Annotated in this window: 15 protein-coding genes and 1 tRNA gene; 7 read left to right on the forward strand and 9 right to left on the reverse strand. The window is 67.9% G+C overall.

Annotated features, from left to right (window positions below; genetic code table 11):
* Positions 1 to 42 precede the first annotated feature (42 nt).
* The 5 genes from LX70_RS05955 (at position 43) to LX70_RS05975 (ending at position 5,443) form a co-directional block, all read left to right on the forward strand.
* The gene (locus LX70_RS05955) at positions 43 to 723 is read left to right on the forward strand and encodes an SURF1 family protein (protein WP_105513656.1); all 681 of its coding nucleotides are present in this window, start codon (positions 43 to 45) and stop codon (positions 721 to 723) included.
* A gap of 10 nt (positions 724 to 733) precedes the next feature.
* Entirely contained in the window at positions 734 to 2,125 is a 1,392-nt protein-coding gene (gene thrC, locus LX70_RS05960) for a threonine synthase (protein ID WP_105513657.1), read from the forward strand.
* Positions 2,122 to 3,381 carry a M16 family metallopeptidase gene (locus tag LX70_RS05965; protein ID WP_105513658.1) on the forward strand — a complete coding sequence of 420 codons (1,260 nt, stop codon included), beginning with the start codon at positions 2,122 to 2,124 and terminating at the stop codon, positions 3,379 to 3,381. Before thrC ends, LX70_RS05965 begins: the two co-directional genes overlap by 4 nt.
* The gene (locus LX70_RS05970) at positions 3,381 to 3,965 is read left to right on the forward strand and encodes a GNAT family N-acetyltransferase (protein WP_105513659.1); all 585 of its coding nucleotides are present in this window, start codon (positions 3,381 to 3,383) and stop codon (positions 3,963 to 3,965) included. Before LX70_RS05965 ends, LX70_RS05970 begins: the two co-directional genes overlap by 1 nt.
* 62 nt (positions 3,966 to 4,027) lie before the next feature.
* Positions 4,028 to 5,443: an FAD-binding oxidoreductase gene (locus tag LX70_RS05975; RefSeq protein WP_105513660.1), complete on the forward strand. Its 1,416-nt coding sequence runs from the start codon at positions 4,028 to 4,030 to the stop codon at positions 5,441 to 5,443.
* A gap of 122 nt (positions 5,444 to 5,565) precedes the next feature.
* Here LX70_RS05975 and LX70_RS05980 read toward each other — a convergent pair whose 3' ends face one another.
* From LX70_RS05980 to LX70_RS05995, 4 genes are all read right to left on the reverse strand, one after another.
* Complete coding sequence (locus tag LX70_RS05980; RefSeq protein ID WP_105513661.1) at positions 5,566 to 6,096, reverse strand: adenine phosphoribosyltransferase; 531 nt, start codon at positions 6,094 to 6,096, stop codon at positions 5,566 to 5,568.
* Positions 6,097 to 6,223: 127 nt separating this feature from the next.
* Positions 6,224 to 6,700 (reverse strand): DUF2269 family protein, encoded by a 477-nt coding sequence (locus tag LX70_RS05985; protein WP_105513662.1) that lies wholly within the window; start codon positions 6,698 to 6,700, stop codon positions 6,224 to 6,226.
* The gene (locus LX70_RS05990) at positions 6,700 to 7,974 is read right to left on the reverse strand and encodes an SDR family oxidoreductase (RefSeq protein ID WP_105513663.1); all 1,275 of its coding nucleotides are present in this window, start codon (positions 7,972 to 7,974) and stop codon (positions 6,700 to 6,702) included. The genes LX70_RS05985 and LX70_RS05990 overlap by 1 nt, the downstream gene beginning before the upstream one ends.
* A 70-nt stretch (positions 7,975 to 8,044) precedes the next feature.
* On the reverse strand, positions 8,045 to 8,917 hold the full coding sequence (locus LX70_RS05995; protein WP_105513664.1) for an S-methyl-5'-thioadenosine phosphorylase: 873 nt from the start codon (positions 8,915 to 8,917) through the stop codon (positions 8,045 to 8,047).
* Positions 8,918 to 9,071: 154 nt separating this feature from the next.
* Between LX70_RS05995 and LX70_RS06000 the strand changes: the two genes are divergently transcribed.
* Both LX70_RS06000 and LX70_RS06005 read left to right on the forward strand, forming a co-directional pair.
* Positions 9,072 to 9,533, forward strand: a complete 462-nt coding sequence (locus tag LX70_RS06000) for a (2Fe-2S)-binding protein (protein WP_105513665.1) — start codon at positions 9,072 to 9,074, stop codon at positions 9,531 to 9,533.
* Positions 9,534 to 9,536: 3 nt separating this feature from the next.
* The gene (locus tag LX70_RS06005) at positions 9,537 to 11,783 is read left to right on the forward strand and encodes a molybdopterin cofactor-binding domain-containing protein (RefSeq protein WP_105513666.1); all 2,247 of its coding nucleotides are present in this window, start codon (positions 9,537 to 9,539) and stop codon (positions 11,781 to 11,783) included.
* A 3-nt stretch (positions 11,784 to 11,786) separates the two neighbouring features.
* On the opposite strand, the gene LX70_RS06010 is transcribed toward LX70_RS06005, so the two are convergent.
* The 5 genes from LX70_RS06010 to LX70_RS06030 form a co-directional block, all read right to left on the reverse strand.
* A complete protein-coding gene (locus LX70_RS06010) occupies positions 11,787 to 12,953 on the reverse strand; it encodes a trypsin-like serine peptidase (protein WP_105513667.1) in 1,167 nt (388 codons plus the stop codon).
* Positions 12,950 to 15,118 carry a S8 family peptidase gene (locus LX70_RS06015; protein ID WP_105513668.1) on the reverse strand — a complete coding sequence of 723 codons (2,169 nt, stop codon included), beginning with the start codon at positions 15,116 to 15,118 and terminating at the stop codon, positions 12,950 to 12,952. Before LX70_RS06015 ends, LX70_RS06010 begins: the two co-directional genes overlap by 4 nt.
* 15 nt (positions 15,119 to 15,133) lie before the next feature.
* Positions 15,134 to 16,387, reverse strand: a complete 1,254-nt coding sequence (locus LX70_RS06020; RefSeq protein WP_105513669.1) for a matrixin family metalloprotease — start codon at positions 16,385 to 16,387, stop codon at positions 15,134 to 15,136.
* Positions 16,388 to 16,437: 50 nt separating this feature from the next.
* Entirely contained in the window at positions 16,438 to 18,084 is a 1,647-nt protein-coding gene (locus LX70_RS06025; RefSeq protein WP_105513670.1) for an amidohydrolase family protein, read from the reverse strand.
* A gap of 262 nt (positions 18,085 to 18,346) precedes the next feature.
* A tRNA-Ala gene (locus LX70_RS06030) sits at positions 18,347 to 18,422 on the reverse strand.
* Positions 18,423 to 18,484 lie beyond the last annotated feature (62 nt).

The raw sequence follows: 18,484 nt of genomic DNA on the forward strand, positions 1-18,484 counted from the left end.
GCGCGGGGGGGAACCTCCGCGCTTCGCTTTTGGAAGGCCCCGATGCGCCGCTACATCTTTCCCGTTCTCCTCGGTCTGGTCGGTATCGCGATCCTTCTGTCTCTGGGTTTCTGGCAGGTGCGGCGGCTTGCGTGGAAAGAGGCGCTTCTGGCCGACATCAACGCAAGGATCGGCGGCAGCCCGGTTCAGATCGCGACGCTGACCGCCCCCGATCCGGCGCGCGACCAATACCAGCCGGTAAGTGTCGAAGGCCGGACCACGGGGCAGGAGCTTCTGGTCCTGTCGGGCAAGAAAGGGCAGGGCGCGGGGTTCGAGGTGATCGACGCCTTCGAGACGCCCGAGGGCCGCCGCGTCCTTCTCGACCGTGGTTTCATACCCGAGGATATGCGCGACACCGCCCGCCCGGCGATCCGCGTGACCGGCACCGGCAACCTGCTGTGGCCGAACGATTCCGACAGCTACACCCCGCCGCCTGACGCAAAAACGGGCCTCTGGTTCGCCCGCGATGTCGCAGGCATGGCCAAGACGCTGGGGACCGAACCGCTGCTGATCGTGCTGAAAGCCTCCGAAGGCGACCTGCAAGGCGTGGGACCGCGCCCCGTCGATACCTCGGCCATCCCGAACGACCACCTGAACTATGCCATCACCTGGTTTTCGCTCGCCCTTGTCTGGGCGGGGATGACAGGCTTCCTTCTCTGGCGTATCAGGCAACGGCAGATTTAGGGGCGATTGAATGCGTTATGTTTCCACAAGGGGGAAGGCCCCCGTCCTGACCTTCGACGAAGCCATGCTGACCGGCCTTGCCCGCGACGGCGGCCTTTATGTGCCTGAAACGATCCCGACCCTGACGGCGGACGGGATCGCGGCGCTTGGCGGGCTGTCCTATGAGGAGACCGCCTTTCGCGTGATGCGCCCCTTCGTCGGCGACGCCTTCACCGACGACGAGTTTCGCAGCGCCATCGGCAAGGCCTATGAGGGCTTCGGCCACACCGCCCGCGCGCCCTTGGTGCAACTGGCGCCCAACCACTTCCTGCTGGAACTGTTCCATGGGCCGACGCTTGCCTTCAAGGACTTCGCGATGCAGCTTATCGGGCAGCTGTTCCAGATCGCGCTGGCGCGGTCGGGCCGCCGCATCACCATCGTCGGTGCGACCTCGGGCGATACCGGGTCGGCCGCGATCGAGGCGTTCCGCGGCCTCGACAATGTCGATGTCTTCATCCTGTTCCCCGAGGGGCGCGTCTCGGATGTGCAGCGGCGCCAGATGACGACCCCGTCCGAGGCGAATGTCCACGCCCTTGCCGTGAAGGGCGATTTCGACGATTGCCAGGCGCGGCTGAAGGACATGTTCAACGATTTCGACTTCCGCGATGAGGTCGGGCTGGCGGGCGTCAACTCGATCAACTGGGCGCGGGTGCTGGCGCAGGTGGTCTACTATTTCTCCGCCGCCGTGTCGCTGGGCGCGCCGGGGCGCAAGGTCAGCTTTACCGTGCCGACCGGCAATTTCGGCGACATCTTCGCGGGCTACATCGCGAAACGCATGGGCCTGCCGATCGAACGGCTGGTCATCGCCACCAACCAGAACGACATCCTGCACCGCTGCCTGACGACGGGGCGGTATGAGATGGACGGGGTGAAGCCCTCCATCTCCCCCTCGATGGATATTCAGGTGTCCTCGAACTTCGAACGCGCGCTGTTCGAGGCCTATGGCCGCGACGGCAACGCCGTGGCGCAACTGATGGAGGAGATGAAGCGCGAGGGCGGCTTTACCGTCAGCCAGGGCGCGCTTCAGGCGCTTCGCGATCTGTTCACCTCGGGCCGGGTGGGTGAGGATGAGACGCTTGAAACCATCGCCGCGACCCATGCCGCGACAGGCGAACTCATCTGCCCCCATACCGCCGTCGGCGTCCGCGTGGCCGAGGCCGAACGCGATGCGGCCGTGCCGATGATCACGCTGGCCACCGCCCATCCGGCGAAATTCCCCGATGCCGTCGAAAAGGCCACCGGCCAGCGGCCCGGCCTGCCCGATCGCATGGGCGATCTTTTCAAGCGCGACGAACGTGTTACATCTGTGCCAAACGACCTTGCCGCGCTTGAGGCGGTGGTCCGGGAAAGGCGGCGGACTTGACGATCGACCTGACGACCCTGCCAAACGGCCTGCGTATCGTGACCGAACGGATGCCGGGCATCGCCTCGGCCTCGGTCGGGGTCTGGGTGCTGGCGGGCGGGCGCCATGAGGCGGTCGAGCAGAACGGTATCGCGCATTTCCTTGAACACATGGCCTTCAAGGGGACCAAACGGCGCAGCGCGCTTCAGATCGCGGAAGAGATCGAGGATGTCGGCGGCTATATCAACGCCTATACCTCGCGCGAGGTGACGGCCTATTACGCCCGCGTGCTTGAGGCGGACGTGCCGCTTGGCCTGGACGTGATTGCCGACATCGTGCTGAACCCGGTCTTCGACCCTAAGGAGATCGAGGTCGAGCGGCATGTGATCCTGCAAGAGATCGGGCAGGCGCTGGACACGCCCGACGACATCATTTTCGACTGGCTGCAAGAGGCGGCCTTTCCCGACCAGCCCCTTGGCCGCACCATCCTTGGCCCGGCCGAACGGATCGAAGGCTTCGGGCGCGACGACCTGACCGGCTTTGTCGCGCAGAATTACGGCCCCGACCGGATGATCCTGTCTGCCGCGGGCGCCGTCGATCACGACCGCATGGTCGCCGACGCCGAACGCCTTTTCGGCCATCTGCAACCGCTGAAACGCCGCCCCGCCGCGCCCGCCGTCTGGAGCAGCCGCGAACGGCGCGAGACGCGCGATCTTGAGCAGGTGCATTTCGCCCTTGGCCTTGCCGCGCCCAGCATCCGCGACGCCGATTTCTATCCCGCGCAGGTCTATACCACCGCGCTTGGCGGCGGCATGTCCTCACGCCTTTTTCAGAAGATCCGCGAGGAGCGGGGGCTGTGCTATTCGATCTATGCGCAGGCCGGGGCCTATGACGATACCGGGATGCTGACCATCTATGCCGGCACCTCCGCCGATGAGATCGCGGAACTGTCGACCCTGACCATCGACGAGATGAAGCGCAGCGCCGAGGATATGTCCGAGGCAGAGATCGCGCGGGCAAGGGCGCAGATGAAGGCAGGGCTGCTGATGGGGCTGGAAAGCCCCTCGGCACGCGCGGAGCGCATGGCGCGCAGCCTTGCGATCTGGGGCCGCGTGCCGTCGGTCGAGGAGAATGCCGCGAAGATCGAAGGGGTCACCCTGGCCGAGGTCCGCGCCTTCGCCGAACGCCTTGCCGGGGCCGAGGCGGCGCTGGCGCTTTATGGCCCGGTCGCGGCGGCGCCTGCGCTGTCCTCCTTGCGCGAACGGCTTGCTGCCTGATGATCGGACGCAGGCGGAGGGTCCGTATCGAGACGGAGCGGATGACGCTGCGCTTGCCGCAGCATTCCGATTTCCGCCCCTGGGCGGCGCTGCGCGACCAAAGCCGCAGTTTCCTGTCCCCGTGGGAGCCGGTCTGGGCCGCCGATCACCTGACCCGCAAGTCCTTTACCAACCGCGTCTACTGGGCCGCGCGCGCCCATGCCAGCGGCACGGCGATGCCGCTGTTCCTGATCCGGCGCGCCGATGATGCGCTGCTGGGCGCCGTCACGGTCGACAACATCCGCCGTGGCCCGGCGCAGGCGGCGACCATCGGCTACTGGATCGGCGCCCCCTTCGCGCGCGAAGGCTATATGTCCGAGGCGCTGCGCGCGGTGATCCACCATTGCTTCACCACGCTCGACCTCAGCCGCTTGGAAAGCGCCTGCCTGCCGGAAAACACCGCCTCGCGCGGGGTGCTGGAAAAATGCGGCTACAAATATGAAGGCGTGGCGCAGAGCTATCTTCAGATCAACGGGCGCTGGCGCAATCATGTGCTTTACGCCAACCTGCGCGGGGACCGGCGCGGGCGGACCGACGCTGGCTAGGCGCCGGGGGTTCCACCCCCGGACCCCTGAGGTATTTGGCGCAAGATGAAAGGCAGGATGGAATGACGCTTCAATCCGCCGATGAGGGCTTTGCACGGACGCTGGCCGGTCTGCTTCCCGAGGGGACCATCGGCCCGGCCGAGCCACGCTATCTGGAAGAGCCGCGCGGGCGGGCGGTGACGCCGGGCGCGCTTCTGGCGCGGCCGCGTTCGGTGGACGAGGTCGCGGCCATCGTGCGGGCCTCAGCGGCGGCGCGGGTCGGGATCGTGCCATGGGGCGGCGGGACCGGCCTTGTGCTGGGGCAGGTGGTCCCCGATGGCCCGGCGCCGCTGATCCTGTCGCTTGAGCGTATGGCCGCGCCGCGCGGCATCTGGCCCGAGGAGCGGCTGATGGCGGTCGAGGCCGGGATGGTGCTGGCCGATGTGCAGGCGGCGGCAGAAGGGGCGGGGCTTTTGTTTCCGCTGTCGCTCGCCTCGGAAGGGACGGCGCGGATCGGCGGCAACCTTGCCACCAATGCCGGGGGGACGGCGGTGCTGCGCTATGGCAACGCCCGCGCGCTGTGCCTTGGGGTGGAGGCGGTGCTGGCGGACGGGTCGGTCTTTCACGGGCTGAAGCGGCTGCGCAAGGACAATACCGGCTATGACCTGACCGACCTGCTGATCGGGTCCGAGGGAACGCTGGGCATCCTGACGGCGGCGACCCTGCGGCTTTATCCCCGGCCCGCGGCCCTTGCCACCGCGATGCTGGCGGTGCCGGGGCCGGAGGCGGCGCTGAGCCTTCTGGCGCTGGCCGAGGCGGCGACGGGGGGCGCGGTCAGCACCTTTGAGCTGATCCACCGGCAGGGGCTATTGTTCCTTGATGAGGTGATGCCCGAGGTCCGCCAGCCCTTCGCGGAGCGGCCCGAATGGTCGGTGCTGGTCGAGATCGGGCTGGCGCCGGGGCAGGACCCGCAAGCGGTTCTGGGCGCGATCTATGAGGCGGCCGACGACAGGGGCCTTGTCGGCGATGCCGTGCTGGCGGCGAGCGAGGGGCAGCGGCAGGACCTGTGGAATCTGCGCGAGCGTATCCCCGATGCCAATCGAAAGATCGGTGCGATCTGTTCGCACGATATCTCTCTGCCGCTGGGCGAGATCGCGGATTTCGTCCCGCGCGCGGGGGAGGCGGTGGCAGCGTTCGGCCCGTTCCGCATCAACTGCTTCGGCCATCTGGGCGATGGCAACCTGCATTACAACATCTTCCCGCCGAAGGGCGAAAAGCGCGACGCCTATCTGCCGCAGGCAGAGGGGATCACGCGGGCGATCCACGACCTTGTCCACGACCACGGCGGCTCGGTCAGCGCCGAACACGGGATCGGGCGGCTGAAGGTTGGCGATCTTGAACGCTACGGCGACCCGGCGAAGCTGGCCGCGATGCGGGCGATCAAGGCAGCGCTTGACCCGGCGGGGATCCTGAACCCCGGCGCGGTGCTGCGGGCCTGAAAAGGGGTGCCCCGCCGACGGGCGGCCGGCGGGGCGGTTCGGGCGTCTATCCGCGAGTGTGCTTTCGGAGGAGCCTTCTTCGTCCTAACGGCCAAGTCTTGCGCATTCGTTAACGCGGCCCCTCAGGCGCCCTCGAAATCGCACAGAACATGCACCTTCATCCCCAGCTTTTCCAGCAGCGCCCGCCCGCCGAGATCGGGCAAGTCAATGACGAAGGCGCAGCCGACGATCTCGGCCCCGAGCCGTTCGCAAAGCCTGATCCCGGCCTCGCAGGTGCCGCCGGTCGCCAGCAAGTCATCGACAATCAACACTTTCTCGCCCGCTTGCAGGGCGTCGTCATGAACCTCCATCACCGCCTCGCCATATTCCAGCGTATAGGCCTGGCTGATCACGGCGCCCGGCAGCTTGCCCTTCTTGCGGATTGGTACGAAGCCCACGGAAAGCTGGTGCGCGATGGCGCCGCCAAGGATGAAGCCCCGCGCCTCAAGCCCCACGACCTTGTCGATCCGCATCCCGGCATAGGGGTTGAGAAGCTGGTCGATCGCCATGCGAAAGCCCCGCGCATCGGCGAAAAGCGTGGTCACATCGCGGAACATGATCCCTTCATGGGGGAAGTCGGCGATGGTGCGGATATAGTCCTTGACGGTCTTCATGGCAGGCTCCGGTCGGTCATGGCCCCGTCGTAGCACGGCGGGCCGCAGGGCGGAAAGTGGCGTCGGGGTCGCGTCGGGTTTCTGTCGGGGTGGTGTAGGGGGTTTGTAGCGACAGGCGCCGGGCGGGTCAGGCGAAGGGGATCGCCTTCGTCACCATCAGCCAGAAGACGAGGGTCAGCGCCCCGAAGGCGGGCCAGCCGAGCGCGAACCAGATCCGGTAAAGCGCGACCGCGCGGGCGGGCAGCGGCGCGCCTGCGGCAAGCGCCTGCCCGGCGAGGTCACGGATGCGGATCTGAAGCGCCACGACCGGCGCCCAGGCGAGGAAGGCGAGCAGGTAGAGCGCATAGGTCAGCAGCAGCCAGGGCTCGGTCAGCGACCAGCCCTGAAGATGGATCAGCCAGAGGCCGGTCGCGGGCTGCACGATCCCGGCGGGCGTGGTGAAAAGCCAGTCCGCCACCACGACGCCGGAGGCGACGGAATGGACCGTCTCCACCCGCCCGGTGCGCATCGCCCAGACCATCTGGAAGGCGGTGCCGATCCCGGTGCCGAAGAGGACGGTGGAGGACAGGATATGAAGCCAGCGGGCGGTGAAATACCAGTCCATCAGCGTTCCTCCGTCAGCGCGAGGTGGGTGAGAAGCAAGGCGAGGACGGGCAGGTTCTTGAGCAGCCCGCCGAACGGGTCAAGCCAGAGATGCGGCGCGATCAGGGAAAGGCCGACCGTATAGCTGCCGACAAGGGCGATCTGCGCCAGCGCGGTGGCGCGGGGCCGCCAGTTGAGGATCAGCAGGGCGGCCAGCGCAAGGTCAAGGACGCCGCCCGCGCGCGCAAGCATCGTCAGCGCCGCGTCGGGCAGCGGGGAGGCGAGGTGCGGCAGGAACCGACCGGTCGGAAGGAAAAGGCCGAGAAGGCCGGAGACCGCCCACATCAGCGCCAGCACCAGGCGGATCAGCGGTTTCAGCAGGTAAAGCCGCGCCTGCCAAAGGTCCTGCGTCCCCGCCGGGCGGCGGAAGAGAAAGCGGCTGACCGGAGCGGGTCGTGTGGCGATCCGTTCGAGAAGCGGCGCGGGGTCCGCGACGACCCCGGCGGCCAGCTGGTCGAGCGCGGTGGAGGAGACGGGGCCAACCCGCAAGGCGTCGCCGATCCGGCCCATGGCGCGGGACAGCCCGCGCGGCAGGATCAGCGCCGGGACCGGGGCAAGGCCCAGCCAGCGCCGGATCAGGGCCGAGAGCGCGTCCTGACTTAACGTCTCGGGGCCGCCGATGTCCCACGCGCCGTCCTGGGGGCCGTCGCCGGGCGGGGTGGCCAGACATTCGGCGATTACCCGGGCAAGGTCTTCGGCATGGATCGGGTTCATCGGCTCTGCCCCCGTTCCGGCGAGGGGGCGGCGGAAGGGCAGGGCGGCAAGCGCGCGCAGAAGGGAGGAGCCGCCATAGGAGGTATCGGCCAGGACAAGGCCGGGGCGCAGGACGGTGACCGCGCCGCTGTCGCGCGCCACGCCCTCTCCCCGCCGCCGCCAGCGCGCGAAAGGCGTGTCGGCGTCAAGGCCGACGGCCGAGATCAGGACGGCGCGGCCACCGTCAAGTGCCGCGTAGGCGGCGCGCGGGGCGATCTCATGCACGGCGGCGAAGCTGGCCTCGGACCCCGTCAGAAGCCCCGCCGCGTTCACCAGATGGGTGCCGCCCGACAGGTGCGGCTGCCAGAAGGCGGGGCTGTGGCAGGCGGGGTCCGTCAGGTCGGCGCGGAGCGTGGCAAAGCCCATCGCCGCCAGCCGTTCGGGGCGGCGGGCCAGGGCCGTTACCTCATGCCCGGCGGCACGCAGCGCGAAGGCGATATGGCGGCCGATGAACCCGTCGGCGCCGAGGATCAGGACATTCATGCGGTGGGTCGTTTCCTTGGATGTGTGCTGCGCGCGGGCCGTCCCGGTGGCGTCGTCAGTGTCCGGCCCCTCACCCCGCCAGCACCCGCCCCGCCACCGCGTCGAGCTTTGCCACCAGCGCCGCGTCCCGCTTCTCCGGCGCGGTCATCAGCGCGAAGTCGAGCGCCCGGTCGCAGCCGCAGGGGCAGGTCTCGGGGCGGTCCGTCAAAAGCGCGGGCAACTGGGTGACGAGGTGCTTGGCGTTCTTCGAATTGGCCGTCAGAGTGCGGATCACCACGGCCACGTCCACCGCGTCATGGTCGGGGTGCCAGCAGTCATAATCGGTGACCATGGCGACGGAGGCATAGCAAAGCTCTGCCTCGCGGGCGAGCTTGGCCTCGGGCATCCCGGTCATGCCGATCACGTCGGCGCCCCAGTGGTCGCGGTACATCCGGCTTTCGGCGAGGGTAGAAAATTGCGGCCCCTCCATCGCCAGATAGGTCCCCTTTGCATGCACGCGCACATCCCCCGCCGCCGCCTCGGCGCAAAGCGCGGAAAGGCGGGCGCAGGTCGGGTGGGCAAGGCTGACATGGGCGACGCAGCCGGTGCCGAAGAAGCTTTTCACCCGCTCGAAAGTGCGGTCGATGAACTGGTCGACGATGACGAAATCCCCCGGCGCCATCGCCTCGCGGAACGATCCGCAGGCGGAAACGGCGATGACGTCGCGCACCCCCAGCCGCTTCAGCGCGTCGATATTGGCGCGGTAGGGCACGGATGAGGGGGAATGGACATGGCCGCGCCCGTGGCGGGGCAGGAAGGCCATCTCCACCCCACCAAGCCGCCCGGTCAGGATCTGGTCCGAAGGCGGACCCCAGGGCGTTTCCACCGTCTGCCACTCGGCCCCTTCCAGCCCGTCGATCTCATAAACGCCCGAGCCGCCGATCACGCCGATCCTTGCCGTCATGGATTTCCCCTCCGGGTTGTTTCGGGGCGAGCCTAGGGGCATCCTGGGGCAAGGGGAAGGGGCGTGGCATGCGATATCACGCCACGTCGCCGCGCCTTTCATTGCGGCGTTTCGGCCCTATCTTGGTGTCAGGCACGACAGCGGAGGCACGGCGATGCAGTTTCGGATCAACGGCACGGTGCATGAGGTGGAGGTCGAGGATGACATGCCGCTTCTGTGGGTCCTGCGCGACGTGATCGGCCTGAAGGGAACGAAATACGGCTGCGGCATCGCCGCCTGCGGCGCCTGCACCGTGCATCTGGACGGTGAGGCGGTGCGATCCTGCCAGACCTTCGCCAGCGACGCGGCAGGGCGGGAGGTCACGACGATCGAGGGGCTTGGCAGCCCAGAGGCGCTTCACGCCGTTCAGACCGCCTGGATCGAGGGGCAGGTGGCGCAATGCGGCTACTGCCAGTCCGGCCAGATCATGCAGGCCGCGGCGCTTCTCGCGGTCACCCCGAACCCCACCGATGATGAGATCGACGAGGCCATGGGCGGCAATCTTTGCCGCTGCGGCACCTATCCGAAGATCCGCGCGGCCGTCCATGCCGCCGCCACGAAGATGCAGGAGGGCTGAGCCATGTCGCGCGCCGGAAAGATCGCCCGCCGGACCTTCCTGATCGGCTCCGCCGCCATCGCGGGCGGTGTCGCCTTTGGCTATTACAAATACAAAAGCCCGGTCGCGAACCCGCTGCTGGAGGATCTGCCGCAAGGTGCTGCGGCGCTGACGCCCTATGTGCTGATCGACGAGACGGGCGTCACGCTTATCACACCGCGCATGGATATGGGGCAGGGGGTCTGGTCGGTGCAGGCCATGCTGATCGCCGAGGAACTGGACATCGACCTTGACCAGATCCGCGTCGCGCCCGGAACGCCCTCGCCCGCCTATTACAACACCGCCCTGTCGCATGAGGCGGTGCCATTCGATCCCACCGATACCTCCTTCACCGCCGAGACGGCCCGTGGGGTCGTGGACGCGGCGATGAAGTTCATGGGGATGCAGCTGACCGGCGGATCGACGACGGTGCCGGACGGCTATGACAAGCTGCGCCATGCCGGGGCCGTCGCGCGCGAGACGCTGAAGGCCGCAGCCGCCGCGCGGACCGGCATCCCCGTGGGCGACCTGAAGACCGGGCGGGGGGCCGTGGTGCTGCCGGATGGCACACGGCTTGACTACACCACGCTGGCGCCCGACGCGGCGGTGATCGCCCCGGTCACGGATGTGGCGCTGCGCGACCCCAAGGACTGGCGCCTGATCGGCCACAGGATCGAACGCATCGACATCAGGGCGAAATCCACCGGAACGCAGGTCTATGCCATCGACCTTGAACCCGACGGCGTCGTCCATGCCGCCGTCCGCCTGAACCCCGGCCGCAGCGGCGCGCCCTTGCGCTATGACGCGACGGCCGCCGAAGCGATGCGCGGGGTGGAAAAGGTGGTGCCGGTGACGGGCGGGGTGGCCGTCCTTGCCGACAACACATGGCGCGCCTTTCAGGCCGCCGACGCGATCAGGATCGACTGGCCCGCCCCGGCCTTCCCGGCCGAGATGGAGGCGCATTGGGCGATCCTGTCGGACGGCTTCACCGAGGCCAACCTTTCCGCCACGCCGCGCGAGGCGGGCAATGTGGCGGCGGCCCTGATGCAGGCGGGCGACGCGGCGCTGAGCGTGGAATACCGCGCGCCCTACCTTGCCCACGCGCCGATGGAGCCGATGTCGGCCACGGTTCTGGTCGAGGGCGGCCGGACCGAGGTCCGGGCCGCGACGCAGGTGCCGCGCTTCACGCAGGCCAATGTGGCCAAGGTGCTGGGCCTGCCGGATGAGGCGGTCCATGTCCATGTGCAGATGGCGGGCGGCAGCTATGGCCAGCGGCTTGAGGATGACGCGATCCGCATCGCGGCAGAGATCGCGGATACGGTTCCGGGCCGCCCCGTCAAGCTGACCCTGAAACGGGAAGAGGATTTCGCGACCGATTATCCCCGTCAGATCGCCATGGCGCGGGGGCTGGGGACGGTCGCGAACGGGCAGGTGACGGGGTTCGACCTGTCCATCGCGATGCCTTCGGTCATGGCCTCGCAGATGGGGCGGCAGGGCTTCGGGGCGCTCGGTGCCGACGCGCAGATCACCGCAGGCGCGGGGGATCAGCCCTTCGCGATCCCCGACTACCGGGTGCGGGGCTATCAGGTCGATGGCCTCGCGCCGGTCAGTTCCTGGCGCTCGGTCGGGGCGTCGACCAACGGGTTCTTCCACGATTGCCTGCTGGATGAGCTGATCCATGCCGCCGGGGCCGATCCGCTGGCCGAACGCATCCGCCTGACCGCCGACCCCGAGGCGAGAAAGGTGCTTGAGGTGGTGGGCGAGATGTGCGGCTGGGGCGCGCGGCTGGCGCCGGGGCAGGGCCGGGGGCTGGCCTTCTGCCGGTCCTTCGGCGTCCCGGTCGCCGAGGTGGTGGAGGTTCGCGCCACGCCCCAGGGGATACGGATCGAAAAGGTCTGGATCGCCGCCGGGGTCGGGCGCGTCATCGACCCGGCGAACTTTGAAAACCTCGTCGCGGGGGGGGCGGTCTTTGGTCTTGCCCATGCGATGAACTGCCAGATCACCTATGCCGGGGGCGCGGCGGAACAGACCAATTTCGACAGTTATGAGGGCATGCGCCTGCCGCAAGGCCCCGAGGTCGAGGTCCGCGCCGTCGAAGGCATGGGCCGGGTGCGCGGCATCGGCGAACCCCCCGTGCCGCCCGCCGCCGCTGCACTGGCCAACGCCATCTTCGCCGCGACCGGGCAGCGGATCAGGGAACTGCCGCTGGGCAATACGGTCGATTTCGCCTGACCCTCAGGGATGGGTCGCATCGCCGCCCTCCGACAGCGTCGTTTCGGCCAGGACAGCGGCCAGCCAGTCGCGGATCAAAGGTCCGCGCACGCCCCGGTTTTCGGTCCAGATGTCGCTGTCGTCGTCGCGAAAGCCGAAATGGTGCAGCCCCCGGAAATGTCCCGCAAGGTCAAGGACGGGCGCGCCCGAGGTCCCCTTTGCCGTGTCGCAGGTATGGGTGAAATCGCTGTCCACCGCGCGCCCGTTCACCGGCGCCGCCGCGATGGCGCAATCGACAAGCGACACCTCCTTGGTCCGGGTCGCGTTATGGCCGGAATGCTGGATCACCGCCATCGGCCCGGTCAGGTCGTCGCTGGCCGTTGCCGGGTCGATCATCCCGTAGACGTCCCCCGGCCCGTCCTTCAGCCGCACCACCGTGACGTCAAGATCGAAGCTTGTCAGGCGCGGGTCATAGCCCGCACAGCGGTATTGCCGCCCGTAGCTGAGCTTGCCGTCCACACCCACCTCATAGCCGAAGGTGGCCGACAGGCTGCGGCAGCTTTCGTCGCTGTTGATGCAATGTTCGTTGGTCATCAACAGGTCGCGCCCGACCAGAAAGCCGGTGCAGATGCCGCTGCGCCCGCCCGCAAGGAACGACAGATAGGCGACAGGGCGGCCAAGGCGGCGGATCTCTTCCGGTACGGACGGGTCGTTGATGCCGGTGATCTGGTTGCCGCCATGGGCGGAATATGCGGCGATCTCCTGCCCCGGATAGGACAGGCTGTCGATCACCAGGGCCGAGGCGGGGTCGAGCGTGCCGTCGCCGGTGACCACGGCCAGCCGCACCCGGCCATTGGGCAGAAGATCGGTCCAGTAGCCTTCGCGCGGCAGCTCGGCAAGGGCAAGGTCGCTGCGCCCGTCATCGGCGGTGAAAAGCGCGACGAAGCTGCCTTCGGGGAAGGGCGGGCCTTCGGTCCTGAGCAGGAGCCGCAGCCAGGGCGCTTCGGCCACCGCCACCTCGCCGGTCCACAAAACCGCCCCGTCGCTGTTGCGCGATGCCGCGTCGATGCGAATGTCGCGCGCCTCGACAACGCCGGTCGCCAGCGCCTCAAGCTCCGGCGCGGTCGGCGCATCCTGCGCCGAGGCCCCCGCCGCCGCGAAGAGAAGCGCGAAGGTGAAGGCCTGCCTCATTCGTCGAACAGCGGCGAGGTATAGTCGCGGATGTCGGCGAAGGTGAATTCCTCCACCCGGCTTTCGCTGCCGTCGCGCGTCAGCACCTTCACCGGCGCCGAGTCGGTTGCCACCAGACACCCCGGATCGCGCTTCAAGGATGCGTCACGATTGCCCTGCTCCTGTGTATCATGAAAATAGAGGATGTGCTGTCGGCGGACTTGGTTGAAGACCAGCCGCCTGACGTTCGCCCAAGTCGGGAAAGTCCGGCTCGGTCCCCTCGGCCCACAAGCGAACTGTACCGGAGCATCAAGGACCTGCCCGACGATGGACCGCCCGTCGAAGAGGGTGAACTGCGCATCTGCCACGGCGATCGCCCGCCCGATATTCAGCCGACCGGAGCGGACCTTGCCGTTCAGCGAAGGAAAGAAGTCGGCGGTATAGATCAGCCGGTCCTTCACCGCCTTCGGCGACAGTTGCGCGCCCTCGGCATTGTCGCCAAAGACCGTCTCCCCCGCCGAAAAGACAAGCGAGGCCGCCGCCGCGACCTGCGGGGCGGCGAAAGAGGTCCCGGTCTTGCGGGCAAAGCGGTTGTGGGTGACGGTGGTCAGCACCGCCTCGGCCGGGGCGCCGATGTCGAAGAAGGGGCTGGTGTTCGACCCCTGGGTTTGTGAACGCCACGGCGCGGGGTCCGCGCCGTCGGTGTTCAGCCCGATCACCGTGATGACATTGTCGAGGTCGTTCAGGCAGGCGGGCAGGATCGCGCAGCCGGGGGAAAGGCCAAGCCCCTCATTCCCGGCGGCGGCGACGATCAGCACCCGCGCCCTTTGAATGTCGAGCGCGTTGCGCACCCCGGTATCGACGATGGGCCGCACCCCAAGGCTGAGATTGGCGACACGGACCTCTTCGGGAAAACCGATCTGCATGTTGCGCACCAGATCGGCAAGCTGCCGGTCGGCGGGGTCGTCCCGGTCATAGTCGTAAAGCACCAGCCGCGCCTCGGGGTTGATGCCGACGATGCCCTTGCCGTTTTCCTGCGAGGCGATGACCCCCATCACCCCCGCCGCGTGGTCCGCGTCGGTTTCCGACAGCGCGTCGACCTGATCGCAGCCATCCGGGTCCGTGGCGCCGGGCGGTGCGATCTCTGTCCCGTCGGGGCGTTCCATGGTCGGCAGGTCGCAATGACCGTTCTCAAGACGGCTTTCAAAGACCGCGATCCCGACCGGGCTGTGCAGCTCTGGCGGCAGGTCCTGCAACTGCGCGAAGGGATGGTTGATCAGCTCGAAAAGCGGCACCTGTTCCCCGGCCAGCGGCTCGTCGGCCACGCCAAAGCGGTTGATCGTTCCGATCGGGGCCAGCGTCCGGCGCAGCGCATCGACCGTGACGTCGGTGGGGGACTGCTTGACCGAAAGGGTCTTCCAGTCGCTTGAATAGGCCGTGTCGGGGACGGCGAAGTTGACCGCCTTGACGCCCCCGTCCGGCGCCGGGGCCGGGGGCGGGGCGCCGGTCTGAAGGATGCGGCTGCTGAGTTTCGAGGCCTCATCCGGCCTGAGGGGGATGGCGGTGGTCCATTGCACGATGGGCAGGGTGACCGAAGGGGGGCTGGCCGTCATCCTGATCTGCGGCGGGTTGAAACGCGCGACCACCTCGGCGCAACTCATCTTCCAGGGCGTGCAGTCGGCGTCCGCAGGCGGCTGGTAGCTGGCGGTCGTGAACCCTGCCGGGGCGGGGACGCGGGTCAGGCTGGTGATGCTGTCGAAGCTGTAATCGGGGATCGTCACGACCTGATCCGCCTGCACCTTCCACCTGCCGCGCGTGGGCTGATAACCGCCCACATGCGCGCCAAGATCGGCAAGGTCGGCGGCTGCGGCGGGCCGAAGGTCGCGGGAGCAGACCGCGCTGTTCAGATCACAAAGCAGCGCGTCGAGTTCGACCGGAAAGTAGCTGCCGCGAAAGACGCCCGCCTCGCGCAGCAGGGTTTCGACGAAGCCATCGGTCAGCTGCGCCTGCCGCACGGCGAGGTTGCCGGAATTGTGCAGCGTCACATAAAGGCGGGCGATTTCGGTGGCGAGCGTTTCCTCGCGCCCGCTCGACTGCCAGTCGAGGACTAGTTGCGGGACCTGTTCTTCCGCCTGCGCCGCCGTCGCGGCCAGCAGGGTCAGGGCCAGTGCGTTGCGAATACTCATGGTCAGCCTCCCTTCCTACGGGCCGGTTGCAGTGACGGTGAGAGAGAAGCGCCCGGCGCTATAGCCGTGGACGCCGACAAGCGCCTGCGACCTGCCCTGAGGCACGTCGAAATCGCATTCCTCCTCCGCCCCGGTATTGTAGGGGCGGCAGTCGTAATCGGCGAAGGAGGGCAAGCCGTCGAGCTTGACGTAAAGATCGGGGTCGCCGGGGGCGTCGCCTTCGCCCCGCATCACGACCCGGAAGCGCGATCCGGGGGCGACGTCGAAGGCGCCGATCTGCATCAGCTCAACCGCCGCGACGTCGAAGGGACCAAGGTTCTGCACCCCCGGCGTGCCGCCGCCCGCGGGTTGACAGAGGGCGGTGTCGATCTGAAAGCCGGGCGCGGCCCCGTAAAGGCAGGCGACCCCGCTCATGTCCCGCGCGGTCAGCGCCAGCGACCAGTCGCCCAGCCCGTTGCATTGCGGATAGTGCATCACCGAAAACGCGTCGTAGTCCGTCACGCCGCGCCAGTTCGCATCCTCAAAGCAGGTGCCTGCCTCGGGGCGTGTGTGTTCGTGGCGCCCGCCGATGGTATGGCCCAGCTCATGCCTGAGGATACCGCGCAGGGTCAGCTTGCCGTTGGGGTCAAGCTGGAAGGAGGACGGGTCGATCACCAGGCTGCGATCGGCGCGCGGATCGTTGGGAAAGAAGGCGGCGGCAAGGAACTGGCCACCCGCATTCACCGGGCGCACGTCAAAGAGGACGCGCGGGTTTTGCGCGTCGCACTGGCCATCCTCGGCCGGGACATGGATGAAGTCGAGATCGGCGACCGCCTCCCACGCCGCTGTCGCTGCCTCCATCTCGCTGACCACGGTGGTGTGGCGGCTTCCAAAGCCGGTGCTGACGCAATAGCTGAGCGCATGGCGCGTCGCGGCGTTCCAGATCTGGTCAAGGCCGCCGACGGTGATGACGGCAAATTCCGGCACGTCATCGCCGCCGGGCGCGGGCGGCGCGGATCTGACGTTCTGTTCCCAGAACTCCCGCAACAGCTTTTCGTTGCGGATCGGCGTGTCGCCGTTGACATAGAACTTGCCGGTCCCGTCCACCACGGGGACGGTTGCGCGGAACGCCTCATAGTTTTGCGCCGCGGCCTTTTCGCGGGCCTCTTCGGCCAGGCGCTTCAACTCCGCCGCGCCCTCTTCGGGGGTCAGCGGCGCGGCCCCGGCGCCGGTGGCGAGCATGGCCAGAAGGGGCGCGGCGGTCAGGATCGACTGAATATCGTTACGCATCGAATACCTCCTTGTTTTTCGGCCTGCGGAGGGCTGGCCGGGCAAATGCACTAGGGGTCGAAAATCTCGGCATAAAGCGGGTGGGCGCCATGGAAGGCCGCGACCCGGTCACGCTGCTTCCCCGCCCGGTCGAGGCCGAGGAAGGTCATCGCATTGCGCCCCATGACGCCTGCAAGCTTGTCCGGCGCCAGCGCCAGATCGCCGCTGAGCGATCGCTCCACACCTGCAAGGTAGCCCTTGTGCGACGGCTCCCGCCCGATCATCGACCAGTCGGAGCCATACATCATCCGCTCAAGCGCAAGCGGGTGCCGGTCGATCAACTGCCGCGTCCTTTCGATCACGCGGGCATGGTCGGGCGAGGTCGGATCGCTCGCCTCGGTCCAGTAGCCAAGGTCGAAATAGACCCCGGCATAGCTGCCGATCATGTCACCCAGCGTCTCTTCCCAGTCGCCGCTCGACCCAAGCGCTGCGGGCGATCCCGTTTCATCGAAGCCGCCGTAATGGGCAAGGTTCAGGCGCAGCCCGGCAAGGGCGGGGCGGTCCAGAACCGCCTTCCAGTAATCCGGGTCGGCATGTTCGGCGGTATCGGGGCCGGCCCCCATGGAGCGGTTGGCATGGGCGGTGATGGGGACGTCATGCGCGACGCACCAGGCGTAAAGCGCCCCCAGCTCCGCGTCGATCTTGCGTCCAAGATCGGCGGGGCGGTCGGGCAGCCAGTTCCCGGTGGTCTCATCGTTTCCGATCGGGCGGAAGCCCATCGGCGGATAAAGCTTCACCCCCACGAAGCCGCGTTCAAGGACCGCGTGGCGGACATTGCGCAGCGGCTCGCGCCCCGCCGCCCGGTCGCGCACGGCGCGCAGCGGGCAGAAGGCGACGAAGGGCAGCACCAGCGCGCCGCCATACGTGCGCGCGATGGCCGATGTGACCTCGATCTGCTCTGCGATCGGGGTCGCGTCCTCGGCCGTCAGAAGCCATGAGCCGAGATCGACAAGCGAGGGGGTGAAGACCCGGATATGCTCCGCGCCGCCGTAAAGCCCGTCGAGCGTCGCCATCAGGTCATAGCGCGCCCGCGTCAACAGCCCCGCCCAGCGGATCGTCTGAAGGAACGGCGACTGAAGGGTGAAGGCGCGGTCGTCCCCCGCCGAAAACCCGCCCGGCTGGCCCGTCTTGTAAAGAAGGTCGGCCAGGGTCCCGGCCTGCTGTTCCGGGGTCATAAGACTGTCGCGCAGGCCCGGCGCGGCAAGCTCCGCCGCCAGCCGGTCGAGGATGCGGTTCGCCGCGCCCCGGTCCGCGGCGGTGAAGGATTGCTGGCTTGTGCGCTGAAACCGGGCGATCCCGGTGGCCACGTTGTCACGGTCCTGCGCGGCAAGTGCCGCCTGTCCCTGCGCGCCCGCGCCCGCGTTCAGCCGCGCCAGTTCCTGCGTTGCCGTGGGGGTGCCGGACAGCATGATGTCCTTCAGAAGAAGCAGGAAAGCGTCGGTCAGCATGTCCGCGTCGGGCGGCGTATGCGGATCGCGGATCACCACCTGGCGCAGGAACCCCACGGCGGGCAGATCGCGGCCGTTGAAGATATGGCTGTGGATATCAACCGCCCCGACCCCGAGCGCGGGGTTCGCGACCGGCCCGCCATCGCAACCGGGCACCTTCAGCAAGGCGGTACCGGCAAGGCCGAACGAAAAGGCGCGCCGCGTGAACATGACCGTCCCCCTGGGCGAACAACTTTGGGGAGATTATAGCGCGAAGGGCGCACCGATTAAGTCAGGAAATCACGACCGTTGGGGGGGAGGGCGAAGTACAGCGGAAAGGCCCGGAACAAGGGGCATCAGCCCCGCCGGGCATCGCCAAAAGCCAGCAGAGCGATCTTTGCCTCGGCCTGCCCCATGGATAGGAATTCCCCAACAAAATGGACAATCTCCCGTCACTAATGGAAGATCTATCCGTCACTTTTCAGGGGTATGTTGGTGGAGCCAAGGGGAGTCGAACCCCTGACCTCTTGAATGCCATTCAAGCGCTCTCCCAACTGAGCTATGGCCCCACCGGAGGTCCGGGCGTCGCCGCCCGCGTGAGGGGCGATATAGGCAGAGGCGTCTGGGGGTG

The organism is Albidovulum denitrificans (genome assembly GCF_002973535.1).
Taxonomy (GTDB): domain Bacteria; phylum Pseudomonadota; class Alphaproteobacteria; order Rhodobacterales; family Rhodobacteraceae; genus Albidovulum; species Albidovulum denitrificans.